Source organism: Vibrio sp. HI00D65, from assembly GCF_001635455.1.
Lineage (GTDB): Bacteria > Pseudomonadota > Gammaproteobacteria > Enterobacterales > Vibrionaceae > Vibrio.
The window spans coordinates 167929-183125 of sequence record NZ_LWEH01000123.1 but is presented as its reverse complement, the minus strand read 5'-3'; the positions used below and the strand labels follow the sequence as shown (position 1 = coordinate 183125).

14 protein-coding genes are annotated in these 15197 nt (G+C 45.7%); 7 read left to right on the top strand and 7 right to left on the bottom strand.

Translation table 11 applies throughout. The features are described 5' to 3' along the window. The first annotated feature begins 103 nt into the window (after positions 1–103). Together A3712_RS10950 and glmS are read left to right on the top strand one after the other, a co-directional pair. A complete protein-coding gene (locus tag A3712_RS10950; RefSeq protein ID WP_063523447.1) occupies positions 104–874 on the top strand; it encodes a DeoR/GlpR family DNA-binding transcription regulator in 771 nt (256 codons plus the stop codon). Between the two features lie 107 nt (positions 875–981). Then, complete coding sequence (gene glmS, locus A3712_RS10945) at positions 982–2814, top strand: glutamine--fructose-6-phosphate transaminase (isomerizing) (RefSeq protein WP_063523446.1); 1833 nt, start codon at positions 982–984, stop codon at positions 2812–2814. A gap of 93 nt (positions 2815–2907) precedes the next feature. Here the strand turns inward: glmS and A3712_RS10940 are convergent, their stop codons facing one another. From A3712_RS10940 to rpsU, 5 genes are all read right to left on the bottom strand, one after another. Next, a complete protein-coding gene (locus A3712_RS10940) occupies positions 2908–4176 on the bottom strand; it encodes an O-acetylhomoserine aminocarboxypropyltransferase/cysteine synthase family protein (RefSeq protein ID WP_063523445.1) in 1269 nt (422 codons plus the stop codon). Positions 4177–4629: 453 nt separating this feature from the next. After that, positions 4630–6474 (bottom strand): RNA polymerase sigma factor RpoD, encoded by a 1845-nt coding sequence (rpoD, locus tag A3712_RS10930; RefSeq protein ID WP_004740789.1) that lies wholly within the window; start codon positions 6472–6474, stop codon positions 4630–4632. 99 nt (positions 6475–6573) lie between these two features. Further along, positions 6574–8325 carry a DNA primase gene (gene dnaG / locus A3712_RS10925; RefSeq protein ID WP_063523444.1) on the bottom strand — a complete coding sequence of 584 codons (1752 nt, stop codon included), beginning with the start codon at positions 8323–8325 and terminating at the stop codon, positions 6574–6576. Positions 8326–8444: 119 nt separating this feature from the next. Continuing rightward, complete coding sequence (locus tag A3712_RS10920; RefSeq protein ID WP_063523443.1) at positions 8445–8888, bottom strand: GatB/YqeY domain-containing protein; 444 nt, start codon at positions 8886–8888, stop codon at positions 8445–8447. 25 nt (positions 8889–8913) lie between these two features. Then, a complete protein-coding gene (rpsU, locus tag A3712_RS10915; RefSeq protein ID WP_004396009.1) occupies positions 8914–9129 on the bottom strand; it encodes a 30S ribosomal protein S21 in 216 nt (71 codons plus the stop codon). Positions 9130–9384: 255 nt separating this feature from the next. On the opposite strand from rpsU, the gene tsaD reads away from it, so the two are divergent. Together tsaD and A3712_RS10905 are read left to right on the top strand one after the other, a co-directional pair. Continuing rightward, a complete protein-coding gene (gene tsaD / locus A3712_RS10910) occupies positions 9385–10401 on the top strand; it encodes a tRNA (adenosine(37)-N6)-threonylcarbamoyltransferase complex transferase subunit TsaD (protein ID WP_063523442.1) in 1017 nt (338 codons plus the stop codon). A 106-nt stretch (positions 10402–10507) separates the two neighbouring features. Next, complete coding sequence (locus A3712_RS10905) at positions 10508–11323, top strand: alpha/beta fold hydrolase (RefSeq protein ID WP_063523441.1); 816 nt, start codon at positions 10508–10510, stop codon at positions 11321–11323. Positions 11324–11367: 44 nt separating this feature from the next. On the opposite strand, the gene plsY is transcribed toward A3712_RS10905, so the two are convergent. Continuing rightward, positions 11368–11964 carry a glycerol-3-phosphate 1-O-acyltransferase PlsY gene (plsY, locus tag A3712_RS10900; RefSeq protein WP_061033566.1) on the bottom strand — a complete coding sequence of 199 codons (597 nt, stop codon included), beginning with the start codon at positions 11962–11964 and terminating at the stop codon, positions 11368–11370. 138 nt (positions 11965–12102) lie between these two features. Between plsY and folB the strand changes: the two genes are divergently transcribed. From folB to A3712_RS10885, 3 genes are read left to right on the top strand one after another with little or no spacing between them, the layout of a single operon-like run. Further along, positions 12103–12462, top strand: coding sequence for a dihydroneopterin aldolase (folB, locus tag A3712_RS10895; protein ID WP_063523440.1), 360 nt, complete (start codon positions 12103–12105; stop codon positions 12460–12462). Continuing rightward, on the top strand, positions 12459–12941 hold the full coding sequence (gene folK, locus A3712_RS10890) for a 2-amino-4-hydroxy-6-hydroxymethyldihydropteridine diphosphokinase (RefSeq protein ID WP_004740782.1): 483 nt from the start codon (positions 12459–12461) through the stop codon (positions 12939–12941). The genes folB and folK overlap by 4 nt, the downstream gene beginning before the upstream one ends. Positions 12942–12956: 15 nt before the next feature. Continuing rightward, entirely contained in the window at positions 12957–13760 is an 804-nt protein-coding gene (locus A3712_RS10885) for an undecaprenyl-diphosphate phosphatase (protein ID WP_063523439.1), read from the top strand. 87 nt (positions 13761–13847) lie between these two features. Here A3712_RS10885 and A3712_RS10880 read toward each other — a convergent pair whose 3' ends face one another. After that, the gene (locus tag A3712_RS10880; RefSeq protein WP_063523438.1) at positions 13848–15164 is read right to left on the bottom strand and encodes a multifunctional CCA addition/repair protein; all 1317 of its coding nucleotides are present in this window, start codon (positions 15162–15164) and stop codon (positions 13848–13850) included. Positions 15165–15197: the final 33 nt, after the last annotated feature.

The following is a 15197-nucleotide window of genomic DNA, read 5'->3' as shown; positions in this document are numbered from 1 at the left end:
GTTTTATCGCTATTTATTAATTTTTTGGATCAAAATAAATGGACTAAATAGTTTCGTTGTAACTATAATATGTTTCATATCGAAACTTACCGGTCTTTTTTAAATGTCGAAACGAAACACTCAGCTCAGAAGACATGCAATTTCTAACCTAGTGAACGAAAAAGGGGAGGTTAGTGTTGATGAATTGTCCGCTAAGTTCGAAACCTCAGAGGTCACTATTAGAAAGGACTTAGCGTCTTTAGAGAAAAACGGTCAGCTTTTACGCCGTTATGGCGGTGCTATTTCGCTACCGAAAGAAGTTGTAAACGAAGAATTGGGTCAAAAGGTTTCGACTCGAAAGGTTTCTTTAGCCAAAGCCGCTGCAGATTTAATTCGCGACCATAACCGCATCGTGATTGATAGTGGCAGCACAACAGGTGCCCTAATTCAGCAGCTCAATACTAAGCGTGGTTTGGTTGTTATGACCAACTCATTGCATGTGGCTAATGCGCTAAATGAACTAGAGAGTGAGCCGACGTTGCTAATGACTGGCGGGACTTGGGATACCCACTCGGACTCTTTCCAAGGCAAAGTCGCAGAATCGGTACTTCGCGCATACGATTTTGATCAACTGTTTATCGGGGCTGATGGTATCGACCTCGATAGAGGCACAACTACATTCAATGAATTGGTTGGTCTAAGTAAAGTGATGGCTGAAGTGTCACGAGAAGTGATCGTGATGGTTGAGTCTGAAAAAGTGGGACGAAAGATCCCCAATCTAGAGCTGGCATGGGATCACGTCGACATCCTCATTACAGATACAGACTTGAGCAAAGAATCTCAGGCAAGTATCGAGTCGCACGATGTTCGAGTGATCTTAACGGATCCAGCGTAAAACTAATTGTTAACTATTATGCATTTAACTTCCTATAATTGATCTTATTAAAGATATGGCCTTTGCTTGCTGCCAATAGGAATAAACGAAATTGATGGAGTCAAACTATGTGTGGAATTGTTGGTGCAGTAGCACAGCGTGATGTAGCCGAGATTTTAGTAGAAGGCCTTCGCCGCCTAGAATACCGTGGCTACGACTCAGCGGGTGTCGCTGTGGTTGATACCGAATCAAATCTGACTCGTGTACGTCGCTTAGGCAAAGTACAAGAGCTAGCTGACGCGGTAGAAGAGCAACAAGTCGTTGGTGGTACTGGTATTGCACACACTCGTTGGGCTACGCACGGTGAGCCATCTGAAGCGAACGCACACCCACACATATCTGGTGATATCGCGGTGGTACACAATGGTATTATCGAAAACCACGAAGCGCTGCGTACTATGCTAAAAGAGCGCGGCTACGAGTTTACTTCACAAACAGATACTGAAGTTATCGCACACTTGGTTGAGTGGGAGCTTCGCACTTCTGATTCTCTAGTTGAAGCGCTGCAAAAAACTGCAAAACAACTGGATGGTGCATACGGCACAGTTGCAGTTGATCGTAAAGATCCTTCACGTATTGTTGTTGCTCGTTCTGGTAGCCCAATCGTAATCGGCTTTGGTGTTGGCGAAAACTTCCTAGCATCTGACCAACTAGCACTACTTAGCGTGACACGCCGCTTCATGTATCTAGAAGAGGGCGATGTAGCTGAAGTAACTCGTCGTGAAGTTAACGTATTCGATGCAAACGGTGAGCGTATTGAACGTGAAATCGTTGAATCTAACGCGGAGCATGATGCGGGTGATAAAGGTCAATACCGTCACTTCATGCAGAAAGAGATCTTTGAACAACCAACTGCACTGATCAATACGATGGAAGGTCGTATTTCAGATACGTCTGTGATCACCAATGCTATCGGTGTTAAAGCGGAAGAGATTCTGAGCAAGGTTGAACACGTTCAGATCATCGCATGTGGTACGTCTTACAACTCTGGTATGACTGCACGCTACTGGTTTGAATCTCTAGCGGGCGTAAGCTGTGATGTAGAGATCGCTTCTGAGTTCCGTTACCGTGACTTCGTAGTTCGTCCAAACAGCCTACTTGTGACGCTTTCTCAATCTGGTGAGACGGCAGATACGCTAGCAGCCCTTCGTCTTGCGAAAGAGAAAGGCTACATGTCAGCAATGACTATCTGTAACGTAGCGGGCTCTTCACTGGTTCGTGAATCTGATTTTGCGTTCATGACTCGCGCAGGTACAGAGATCGGTGTTGCTTCAACAAAAGCATTTACTACGCAGCTTGCAGCGATGCTGATGATGGTAACGTCAATTGGTCGCTTACAAGGCCGTATCGATGAAGCAAAAGAGACGGAAATCGTTCAAGCTCTTCACCAACTGCCTACAGACATCGAGAAAGCACTGGCGTTTGATAAAGAGATTGAAGCACTAGCGACAGATTTTGCAGACAAGCACCATACACTGTTCCTAGGTCGCGGTGAGTACTACCCAATCGCAATGGAAGCGTCTCTAAAACTGAAAGAGATCTCTTACATCCACGCTGAAGCATACGCTGCAGGTGAGCTTAAGCACGGCCCTCTAGCTCTGATTGATGCAGACATGCCAGTAGTGGTTATTGCGCCAAGCAACGACCTGCTAGAAAAGCTGAAATCAAACGTAGAAGAAGTACGTGCACGTGGCGGTCTGTTGTATGTATTTGCGGATGAAGCAGCTGGCTTTGAAAGCGATGAGAACATGAAGATTATCAAGATGCCTCACGTGAGCGAAGTAACTGCACCTATCTACTACACGGTTCCGATGCAGCTACTGTCTTACCATGTAGCGCTAATCAAAGGCACTGACGTTGACCAGCCTCGTAACTTAGCGAAAGCGGTAACGGTAGAGTAAGCTACACCTGTAAATAGACGAAAGCCCATCATCATGATGGGCTTTTTTATCACTGTTACTTTGTACATCTGTCTTCTGGTGTCGCTATAAGTCTCAAGCGATAAGAGCTTGCTCTAGGTCTGCGAGGATATCTTCGATGTGCTCAATACCGACTGATAGGCGAATCATCTCTGGTGATACTCCAGCTTGTTTCTGTTCAACTTCGCTTAGCTGACGGTGCGTTGTCGAAGCTGGGTGACAAGCCAGAGATTTTGCATCCCCAATATTTACTAGGCGTTTGAATATTTGTAGCGCGTCATAAAAGCGAACACCCGCTTCGTAACCGTCTTTTAAGCCAAAAGATAAAATTGCCGATGGCTTACCTTGCATGTACTTTTCAGCCAGCGGGTAGAACTCTGAACTAGGTAAGCCAGCGTAACTTACCCAACTGACTTTCTCATGTTGGCTGAGATACTCCGCCACTTTCAATGCGTTCTCTGTGTGGCGCTCCATACGTAGCGATAGCGTCTCCAAGCCTTGCATCAGCATGAAGGCATTCATTGGTGACAAGGCTGCACCAGTATTCCGCAATGGCACTGTTCGTGCTCGGCCAGTAAAGGCGGCCTCACCAAAGGCTTCGGTGTACACCACACCGTGGTAAGAGGGCTCTGGCTGATTAAAGACAGGGAAGCGCTCTTTGTGCTCTGCCCAAGGGAACTTACCTGAATCGACAATCACACCACCCAAGGTTGTACCGTGACCGCCAACGTACTTGGTTAGTGAGTGCACCACGATATCAGCACCAAATTCGATAGGCTTACAAAGTACTGGAGTTGCGACTGTGTTATCGACAATCACAGGGACACCCTGTGCGTGGGCGAGTTCAGCGACACGTTCTAGGTCGATGATATTACCCGCAGGATTACCGATACTCTCACAGTAAACCGCTTTGGTTTTTTCATCGATTAGCTCAGCTAAGCTTTCTGGCTTGTCGTCTTTGGCAAAACGAACTTCAATCCCTTGGTTTGGCAGCATGTGAGCAAACAAGGTGTAAGTACCACCGTAAAGCTGAGGTGTTGAGACAATGTTGTCACCGATTTGTGCCAATGTCTGAATCGCGTAGTTGATTGCCGCGCTGCCCGCACTCACTACCAAACTTGCAATACCACCTTCTAGGGCAGCCATACGTTTTTCCAACACATCGTTGGTTGGGTTCATAATGCGGGTGTAGATATTGCCTGGTACTTCTAGGTTGAATAGATCGGCACCATGCTGAGCATCGTCAAATTCATAGGCAACGGTTTGGTAGATAGGAGTAGCAACGGATTTAGTGGTGGGATCGGTTTCGTATCCGAAGTGAATCGAGAGTGTTTCGTCTTTCATGTTTCTTCCCTGAATGGTTGAGCGATTTATGTACAACCATATTGCCGATTTTTTTATAAAAGAAAAGTAAGCTTAGTCACAGAGAGGCAATTGGCATCGTGTACTGTGGAGTTCAGTCATTCAGGGATGTATTAAAATGAATAGGGTATAAAGAATAGCAAGCTTAGAAAAGCAAAAAGCCAGAGCAGCGTGAACTGTTCTGGCTTTTCTAATTTGGTGGCCCCTCCCAGATTTGAACTGGGGACCGAACGATTATGAGTCGTGCGCTCTAACCACTGAGCTAAGGGGCCGTAGGGCATAGATTATAGGGGAACCATTCAGTGGTGTCTAGAGATGATAAGGGGTAATTCCGCTTATATCTTAGCCACTTAAATCATATAGGTACAAAAAAGGTGAGCTATAGCTCACCTTTTCTTAATTATGCTTAAAAGCTAATCACATCAATGTGCGTGATTACTCGTCTAGGAAGCTGCGCAGAGTTTCTGAACGGCTTGGGTGACGAAGTTTACGTAGTGCTTTTGCTTCGATCTGACGGATACGCTCACGAGTTACGTCGAACTGCTTACCAACTTCTTCAAGAGTATGGTCAGTGTTCATGTCGATTCCGAAACGCATACGCAGTACTTTAGCTTCACGAGGTGTTAGGCCAGCAAGAACGTCTTTAGTTGCACCACGTAGGCTGGTTGCCGTTGCAGAGTCCAGAGGTAGTTCTAGCGTTGTATCCTCGATGAAATCACCTAGATGCGAATCTTCGTCGTCACCGATTGGTGTCTCCATAGAGATTGGCTCTTTCGCAATTTTCAGTACTTTACGGATCTTGTCTTCAGGCATTTGCATGCGCTCAGCTAGCTCTTCCGGAAGTGGTTCACGACCCATCTCTTGTAGCATTTGACGAGAGATGCGGTTTAGTTTGTTGATCGTTTCGATCATGTGAACCGGAATGCGGATAGTACGAGCTTGGTCGGCAATCGAACGAGTGATTGCTTGACGGATCCACCATGTAGCGTAAGTCGAGAACTTGTAACCACGACGGTATTCAAACTTATCAACTGCTTTCATTAGACCGATGTTGCCTTCTTGGATTAGATCCAGAAATTGTAGACCACGGTTTGTGTACTTCTTAGCAATCGAGATTACTAGACGTAAGTTTGCTTCAACCATCTCTTTCTTCGCTCGACGAGCTTTCGCTTCACCGATAGACATGCGACGGCTGATATCTTTGATGCTTTGAACAGTCAGAGAGGTCTCTTTCTCGATCATGTCCAGTTTCTGGATTGAACGACGAATATCACCTTCGTGACGTTTAATCTTTTCTGCGTATGGCTTATCAGAAGCAAGAACTTCATCTAACCATGCTTCGCTTGATTCGTTGCCAGTAAATAGAGCAATGAAAGATTTCTTCGGCATTTTGCCGTACTCAACCGTTTGACGCATGATTAGGCGTTCTTGAGTACGTACACGATCCATAGAGTTACGCAGTTCGTTTACTAGGTAATCAAACTGTTTTGGTGTTAGGCGGAACTCTTTGAATACGTCTTGCATCATTGTTGTTGCAAGCATTGCTTTCGGGCTTTCATGGCCGTATTCGTTGATCGCTAGCTGACGGTTTTGGTAGCTAGTACGAAGCGCTGTGAACTTCTCAAGAGCAAGCTCAGGGTCGATACCTGTATCTTCTTCTTCCTCTTCAGCTTCATCATCAACGTCTTCTGCGTCTTCGTCATCCAGATCAGTTTCAGCAAGTTCTGAACCGATGTGAGTTGCTGTTGGTGCAGCTGTGCCATCGTCATCTGGGTCAACGAAGCCGTTGATTAGGTCTGTTAAGCGAATTTCTTCTGCTTGTACACGGTCAAACTGTTCCAAGATGTATGGAATAGTACCTGGGTACTCAGCAACAGATAGTTGAACGGTATTGATACCATCTTCAATGCGCTTCGCAATGTCGATTTCGCCTTCACGAGTCAGTAGTTCAACAGTACCCATTTCACGCATGTACATGCGAACTGGGTCAGTAGTACGGCCAATCTCGCTTTCTACGCTTGAAAGTGCAGCAGCTGCAGCTTCGGCTGCGTCTTCATCTATATTGGCATCGTCATCATTAAGCGCTAGATCATCAGCATCAGGTGCAGTTTCAACTACTTTGATGCCCATGTCATTAATCATTTGAATGATGTCTTCTACCTGTTCAGAATCCACGATTTCTGCAGGTAGGTGGTCGTTTACTTCGGCGTAGGTCAGATAGCCTTGTTCCTTGCCTTTAATAACAAGTAATTTAAGCTGTGACTGCGGATTTTGATCCATAGATGATATCCAACTTCAGGTCTGGTGAAGGACGTTGCATTCTCAAATGCAAACCAATTATGTTAACAAATTTATTAAATGCTGACTAATCAAACAGGGTTACGCTTTTAGATCTAGCATTAAAGCTAGCAGCTCCCTTTTTTCTTCGGCTGATAAACCGACACTTCTTGCTTTGGCCTGCAGGTTTTCAATTTGTTTTTCAACGCACTGGGCAAGTATTTTGTCCAATGAGTCTAAAAATATGTCTTCTTGATTGTCTTCGTCGAGGGGGATTTCCCAGCTCGCGAGACGAGACAGAAGAGCCTCATGTTTATTATCTCGCCAGTGCTCTAACAACTGGCCGGTGTTGATATGGGGATGCGCGTGGCATTTATCAAGTACTTCGACGAATAAACTTAGTCCAGGTAATGGTAAGCCTTTGACACTTGATAAATCCGGTACCATATCAGCATAGCTCGGATTTTGGATAAGCAAAGCAATAACTTCACGCATTGGAGTTCGCTTGAGCTCTTTATGCGGTTGAGGTGTCGGGTTTTGTGTATGAACACGAGCACGTCTCAGTTGGTTATCAAATCCAGTTCGCTCATCCAATAATTTTTCGAGCAACTCTTGGAAATAACTGTCAGGAATTTTATTAATTAAAGCGCTTGCGTGCGCGCGCAGTGCCGATTTTCCTTCGGTTGTTCCCAAGTTCAGTTTGTGTATTTCTATCAGGTTGTCGAACAAATAGGTCGACAGTGGCGTTGCATTTTGGACGAGCTGCTCAAAAGCGGCCTTACCATGTTCTCTAATATAGCTATCTGGGTCTTCACCATCTGGTAAGAACAGAAATTTGAGTGTGTTACCTGTTTTCAGATACTCAAGTGCATTTTCTAGAGCGCGCCATGCGGCTTCTTTACCTGCTCGGTCACCATCGTAACAACAAACTACTGTGCTGGTTTGTCTAAACAGCATTTGAACATGGTCACCGGTCGTCGAAGTACCCAGTGATGCTACCGAGTAATCAACACCATATTGCGCAAGCGCTACGACATCCATGTAACCTTCAACCACAAGGATTTGAGGGGGGGCACGGTATGCCTGCAATACTTCATAAAGGCCATAAAGCTCTTTACCTTTATGGAAGATAGGCGTCTCTGGCGAGTTTAGGTATTTTGGTGTGCCATCTTCTAAGACACGACCACCAAAACCAATCACACGACCACGACGATCACGAATCGGGAACATTACACGGCCACGGAATCGGTCGTATCGGTTGCCTTTATCATTCTCAATCAACATGCCACCGGTCACGAGCATGTCTTGGGCTTCTTTTTGTTGGCCAAAGTTCTTACGAACTAAGTCCCACTCATCGGCCACGTAACCAATGCCAAACTTCTGGACGATTTCGCCCGATAGACCACGATTTTTAAGGTATTCAATCGCAGGCTTATTGGCTGCTATTTTTAGCTGAGAACGATAGAACTGGCTAATGCCGCCCATCAAATCATAGAGGTTACGCTTTTGTTCAGTGTTGGCTCTTGGTGCGGTAGATATCTCACCGCTACGTTGTTCTCTTGGAACATCTAGCCCTAAGAAAGAGGCGAGCTCTTCAATAGCTTCAACGAATTCAAGGCGTTCGAACTCCATAATGAAGTCGATGGCATTGCCGTGCACGCCACAACCAAAACAGTGATAAAACTGTTTCTCTTGGCTTACGCTAAAAGAAGGGGTCTTTTCGTTATGAAACGGACAACAAGCACTGTAGTTTTTGCCTTTTTTCTTAAGTTTCACGCGTGCGTCTATGATGTCGACAATGTCGAGACGCGCTAGGAGATCATCGATGAAACTACGCGGGATATGTCCTGCCATAAAACCTTAGAAAAATGCACTAACTGAGAATGTGGATAATAATAGTTTGAATAGGTTACAGATACAAACAAGCCGTGCGTTCCGAAGGATTGCACGGCTTGTTGCAATTTGATTTGGGATTAAGCGAGCTTAGAACGAACTAAACCACTGACTTTACCCATATCTGCACGCCCTTGAATTTGTGGTTTCAAGATAGCCATTACTTTACCCATGTCTTGCATGCCCGCAGGTTGAGTTTCTGCAATTGCGCTATCAAGTAGTGCGATTACTTCTTCTTCAGTAAGCGGTTGAGGCATAAAGCCTTCAAGTACAGCAATTTCTGCTTGTTCCACGTCAGCAAGATCTTGACGACCAGCTGATTCATATTGAGCAACAGAATCGCGACGTTGTTTAACCATTTTTACTAGTACAGCAAGAATGTCGTCATCGCTCAGAGTAATCTGTTCGTCGACTTCACGTTGCTTTACAGCAGCAAGAGCTAAACGGATAGTGCCAAGGCGCGGTTTGTCCTTGGCTTTCATCGCTAATTTTTGCTCTTCTTTGAGTTGTTCAATAAGAGCCATAACTCAGTCCTTATGGATTAAGTTATTAGTACAGGCGAACGCGACGTGCGTTTTCGCGAGCTAGCTTCTTAGCATGACGCTTTTGAGCTGCTGCTTTAGCGCGTTTGCGAACTGTAGTTGGTTTTTCGTAGTGCTCGCGACGGCGAACTTCAGAAAGGATACCTGCTTTTTCACAAGAGCGCTTGAAACGACGTAGTGCAACGTCGAACGGTTCGTTTTCACGTACTTTAACTATTGGCATATGCCTTTCACCTCAGGGGTTATTCATTATCGCTGGCTACTGATGACCAAATCAGAAAAATTATCCGTAGATAACTTTCGATTAAGTGTGGTCTCTAACCAGCTTGATCAAAAATGGTGCGGAATTTTAATCCGATCAGAGTGGCTTTGTAAAGCACTTTGTCGATTATAGTCTGTACAATATTTGTTTGAAGAGCTTAGGCAGGGTAATATTGCGCTAATTTCCCATTTTAGACGAAAGCGTGCCGAGAAAATTATGCGCATTATTGGTATTGAAACCTCTTGTGATGAAACAGGAATCGCAATTTATGATGATGAGCAGGGTCTGCTTTCTCATCAATTATACAGCCAAGTAAAGCTGCACGCCGACTACGGTGGTGTAGTCCCTGAGCTGGCATCACGTGATCACGTGAAGAAAACAATTCCGCTAATCAAAGCAGCTCTTAAAGAGGCGAACTTAACCTCTAAAGACATCGATGGTGTGGCTTACACTGCAGGCCCTGGCCTTGTTGGTGCGCTGCTTGTTGGTGCAACCATTGGGCGCAGTATTGCTTACGCTTGGGGTGTGCCTGCTGTGCCAGTTCACCACATGGAAGGTCACCTTCTTGCTCCTATGCTAGAAGATAACCCGCCTCCGTTCCCATTTGTCGCTCTGCTAGTTTCTGGTGGTCACACCATGATGGTCGAAGTGAAAGGCATTGGTGAATACAAGATCCTTGGTGAATCGATTGATGATGCAGCAGGTGAAGCGTTTGATAAAACGGCGAAGCTGATGGGCTTGGATTACCCTGGTGGTCCGTTGCTATCTCGACTCGCTGAAAAAGGCACGCCGGGCCGCTTTAAGTTCCCGCGTCCAATGACGGATCGTCCGGGCCTGGATATGAGCTTTTCTGGCTTAAAAACCTTTGCTGCGAACACGATTCGTGACAATGACGATAGTGAACAAACTCGTGCCGACATCGCGCATGCATTCCAAGAGGCGGTTTGTGGCACCTTGGTAATCAAGTGTAAGCGTGCCTTGGAACAGACGGGCATGAAACGTATAGTGATTGCTGGTGGCGTAAGTGCAAACAAACAATTACGTGTTGAACTTGAAGCACTTGCAAACAAAATTGGTGGCGAGGTGTACTACCCGCGCACTGAGTTCTGTACTGATAACGGTGCGATGATCGCTTATGCCGGTATGCAGCGTCTGAAAAATGGTGAGACTGCTGACCTTTCAGTTCAAGCCACACCGCGTTGGCCGATTGACCAATTAAAGCCAATTGCGTAAGACATCAAAATGTTTCGATAAACGGTCGCCTAGTGCGGCCGTTTTTATATCTTAGCTTACCGACTACATGTCGATAAACAATTGCTGATAGAGATTAGGGAAGAAGATGAACAAGTTCACTATAGATAATCAATCGATGGCTTACCTAGACGAAGGTGAAGGCCCAGTTGTTGTACTAGGGCACAGCTATCTTTGGGATAGTGCGATGTGGAAGCCACAGGTTGAAGCATTAAAATCTCAGTACCGTTGTATTGTGCCTGAGCTTTGGTCTCATGGGGAGTCTCAAGCGGCACCGAGTGCCATGCGTAACCTAAAAGACTACGCTCAACATGTTTTGGCACTACTTGACCATTTAAATATCGAAGAGTTTTCTGTGGTGGGTTTATCGGTTGGTGGCATGTGGGGCACAGAGCTTGCGGAGCTAGTACCGGCACGTATCAAATCTTTAGTACTGATGGATACTTTCGTCGGCTTAGAGCCAGAAGTCGCACACACGAAATACTTCAGCATGCTCGATACGATTTCTCAAACTAAGATGGTTCCTCAACCGATAGTAGAAGCGGTTGTGCCACTGTTCTTTGCTAATGATGCACAAAATAACACGCCAGCTTTGGTAGAAGGTTTTACTCAGCAGTTATCGGCATTACAGGGCGAGCAAGCAGAACAAGTAGCTCGTATTGGTCGTATGGTGTTTGGACGTCGTGACATGATTGAAACGATTGAGAACTTTGCGTTACCTGTATTGGTTGCTGTTGGTCAGGAAGATAAACCGCGCCCAGTACTTGAATCTTACCTGATGCATGATTGTATTTCGGGTAGTGAATTGGTGGTAATCCCTGGTGCAGGACATATTAGCTCACTAGAGCAGCCTGAGTTTGTAAACAGTATGCTGAAAGAGTTTTTAGGCAAGCACCTGCTATAGGCTTCCTGCCCCTTAAAACTATCGGCTTAACTTTAAATTTAAGGTTAAGCCGATTTTTTTTGTCCGAGCTTTGGTTCACTGCCGTCCAGTAGGCGGCGGATGTTCTGGTGATGACGCAGCACGATCAAGCAACACAGCATGGCGACGGGTAGGGTGTATTGAGGTTTGACTAACCAAGCGTAGAAAGGTGCAAGCAGCACGGTCACTAATGCAGCCAGAGATGAGTATCGAAACAAAAGCGCGACTACTAGCCAAGTTGCCATGATCATACCGGTTAGGTCGAATCCAATTGGAGCGATAGCACCCAGTGCCGTTGCGACGCCTTTACCACCTTTAAAGTGGAAAAAGATCGGGTACATATGGCCAAGACAAGCTGCAATCGCAACGATACCTAAGATGATTGAGTCGATACCGAGAAAGTAACCAAGCCAGACTGGAATGGTGCCTTTTAACATGTCACAGAGTAATACTGCTGCTGCTGCGCCTTTGCCACCGACACGTAATACATTGGTCGCACCTGGGTTGTTGGAGCCCACCGTTCTGGGATCTGGAAGCCTTAAGACTCGGCATATCAAGACCGCACTAGAGATTGAACCTAGCAAATAGGCAGCAATGATCATGATAAGTGCCAATGGAGTCATGTCTGTCCTTTAACGGTTATACGCCTAACGATGGGAAAGTAATGCTCAATCCAAGAGTAATTGATATCATATCTCGAATTACGCAAATAATACGTTTTTTTCCCAAATTTGGGTATCCGACCTCTAAAAGGACAAGTCATGGCACTGGATAAAGTTTTCATTGAGCAGCTAGAAGTAATTACAACGATCGGTGTTTACGATTGGGAACAAGAGATCAAACAGAAACTGGTGCTTGATATTGAAATGGCTCATGACAACCGCCCAGCAGGCAAGAGTGATGATGTGGTTGATGCTTTGGATTATTCGAAAGTGAGCACTGCAGTACTTGAGCATATTGCAAATGGCCGTTTTCTACTAGTAGAACGTGTTGCCGAAGAAGTCGCAGAACTTATTATGACTCAGTTCTTTGTTCCTTGGGTAAAAATCCATCTAGCGAAGCCTGGTGCTGTTCCTCAAGCAAAAGCGGTGGGTGTGATCATCGAACGAGGTCAAGCATGACCATCGCCTATGTTGGTGTTGGCACGAACATAGACCGCGACAAGCATGCAAGGGTGGCATGGACAGAGCTTCAATCGTTAGGGACTAACCTTAAATGCTCTAAAATCTATCACTGTGAGCCTGTTGGTTTTAATAGCCATCCATTTTATAACTTTGTGATAGAGCTCGACACGCCACTTTCATTGACTGAATTTTCACAAGAACTTCGTAAAATTGAGTACAAATGGGGGCGTGCGCAAGATGCACACAAACTTCAGGATCGAAATTTGGATCTTGATATTGTGCTGTTTGGCGATGAGATATCTGAGTCTGCTCCAGAGTTACCGCGCAGTGATATCTATAAATATCCTTTTGTAACACAACCACTTTATGATCTTTGTCCTGCGAGAGTGATCCCGCAAGACGGAAGAACCGTCAGTGAAATATGGCAGAAGATGCAGCAACTAGATTCGCTCTCTGTCGTAGATATAAAACTATAATTTTAAAGGTAAGTAATGAGTTATTTTGAAGCGTTTATATTGGCGTTGGTGCAAGGCTTTACTGAGTTTTTACCTATTTCCAGTTCGGCACACTTGATCCTTCCATCAGCGGTTTTAGGTTGGGAAGATCAGGGCTTGGCTTTTGATGTCGCGGTCCATGTCGGTACTCTGGCCGCGGTCGTGATCTATTTCCGTAAAGAAGTGATTTCGTTGTTGAGTGCATTCTTCGGTTCAGTATTTAAGGGCGACCGCAGCAAAGAAGCGAAATTGGCATGGATGATCATCCTTGCGACGATTCCTGCATGTATCTTTGGCCTGCTGATGAAGGACATTGTTGAGCTTTACCTGCGGAGTGCATGGGTGATTGCGACAACGACAATCGTCTTTGGTCTGTTGTTGTGGTGGGTAGATAAGAACTCAAGCCTACGTGATGATGAGTACCAAGCGGGCTGGAAAAAAGCGTTGTTTATTGGTCTCGCTCAAGCCATGGCAATCATTCCTGGTACCTCTCGTTCAGGCGCTACGATTACAGCAGCACTTTACCTTGGCTTTACTCGTGAAGCAGCAGCTCGATTCTCTTTCCTAATGTCTATCCCAATTATCACTTTAGCTGGTGGTTACTTAGCTCTTAAGCTTGTGACCAGTGGCGACCCAATCCATGTGGGCACATTGCTAACAGGTATTGCGGTGTCTTTCATCAGCGCTTACATCTGTATTCACTTCTTCTTGAAGCTTATTTCACGTATGGGCATGACACCGTTTGTTATCTACCGCCTAATTCTAGGTTGTGGTCTGTTTGCTTTTTTAATGATGCAGTAACAGGCGCTGATAACAGTCTCGCCGTAAAATTTAAAAAGCCCGCTTAACTGCGGGCTTTTTAATACGTGCTGACTAACAGATTGAAGATTAACTATTAGTGAGCTCTGATAACGCGTTTTCAATGGCTGCCGCTCTGCGCTTCTCTTGTTCTTCTCGAATATCTTTACCTTTAAAGCCATCGGCAATAATTGCTTTTACTTCAACTTGAAGTGCCGCCTGATAGACCGCTTCAAAACGAGCCTTTTGAGGATAAGGCTGATCTTCTAACCCTTTGCGACCAGCGTGGTCAGCTTGGCAACAAAGCAAGATGTTGTTAAGGCGATCTGGTTTGCGCCAAACGTCGAATTTGTTGAGAACCTTAAGGAAAGTTGTCGGCTTGAGCTCGCCTGCACGATGAATGTTTGAATGCTGCTCACACACTAATAGTGCGAGGTCTCTGAATTCATTAGGCACTCTCACTCGCTCACACAGTTTCTTGATGATCTTAACACCTGTGTGGCAATGCATCTTATGGCTTGGCCATTCATTTTGTGGTGTTACGCCTTTACCTAAGTCATGCACTTGAGCGGCAAAGCGTACTGGCAGAGATGGGCTTAATAGCGCTGCTTGTTGAGCCACCATCAGAGTATGGATACCAGTGTCGATTTCAGGGTGCCATTTTTCCGGTTGAGGAACACCAAACAGAGCGTCAATCTCTGGCAAAACAACCGCTAATGCACCACACTCTTTCAACACCGAAAGGAACACTTCTGGATGTGGTGTACTGAGTGACTTGTGCCACTCTTGCCAAACTCGCTCAGCAGTAAGGTGAGCAAGTTCTCCTGATTCAACGATCGTCGCCATCATGGCCATGGTTTCAGGTGCGACGCTAAAACTGAGATGGTGAAGCTTGGCTGCGAAGCGCGCAACTCGCAGCACTCGAAGCGGATCTTCAACAAAGGCATCGGATACGTGTCTAAGAATACGATTGGAGAGATCTTGCTGGCCGTGGTAAGGATCGTGAAGGTTGCCTGCATCATCTTGAGCGATGGCGTTGATCGTCAGATCGCGGCGCATGAGATCTTCTTCTAGGCTAACATCTGGTGCGAAGTAACATTCGAAGCCTGTGTAACCAGAGCCTGACTTTCTTTCTGTGCGCGCCAGTGCATGCTCTTCTTTGGTTTTTGGGTGCAAGAATACCGGGAAGTCTTTACCTACAGCAGTGAAGCCAAGGCTTTCCATCTCTTGAGGGGTACTGCCGACGACCACCCAATCTTTATCATAACTATCAATATTGAGTAGTTTATCGCGCACCGCTCCACCGACTAGATAGCGCTTTAGCCCACTCTCTTTTGGTAGGCTATCGTATATTTGCAACTTATCACCTCGAAATGTTTTATCACTGCTGGACTTTACGGCAAGCAATGGTACTTTCCATTAATCGTAATTATAGGGCAG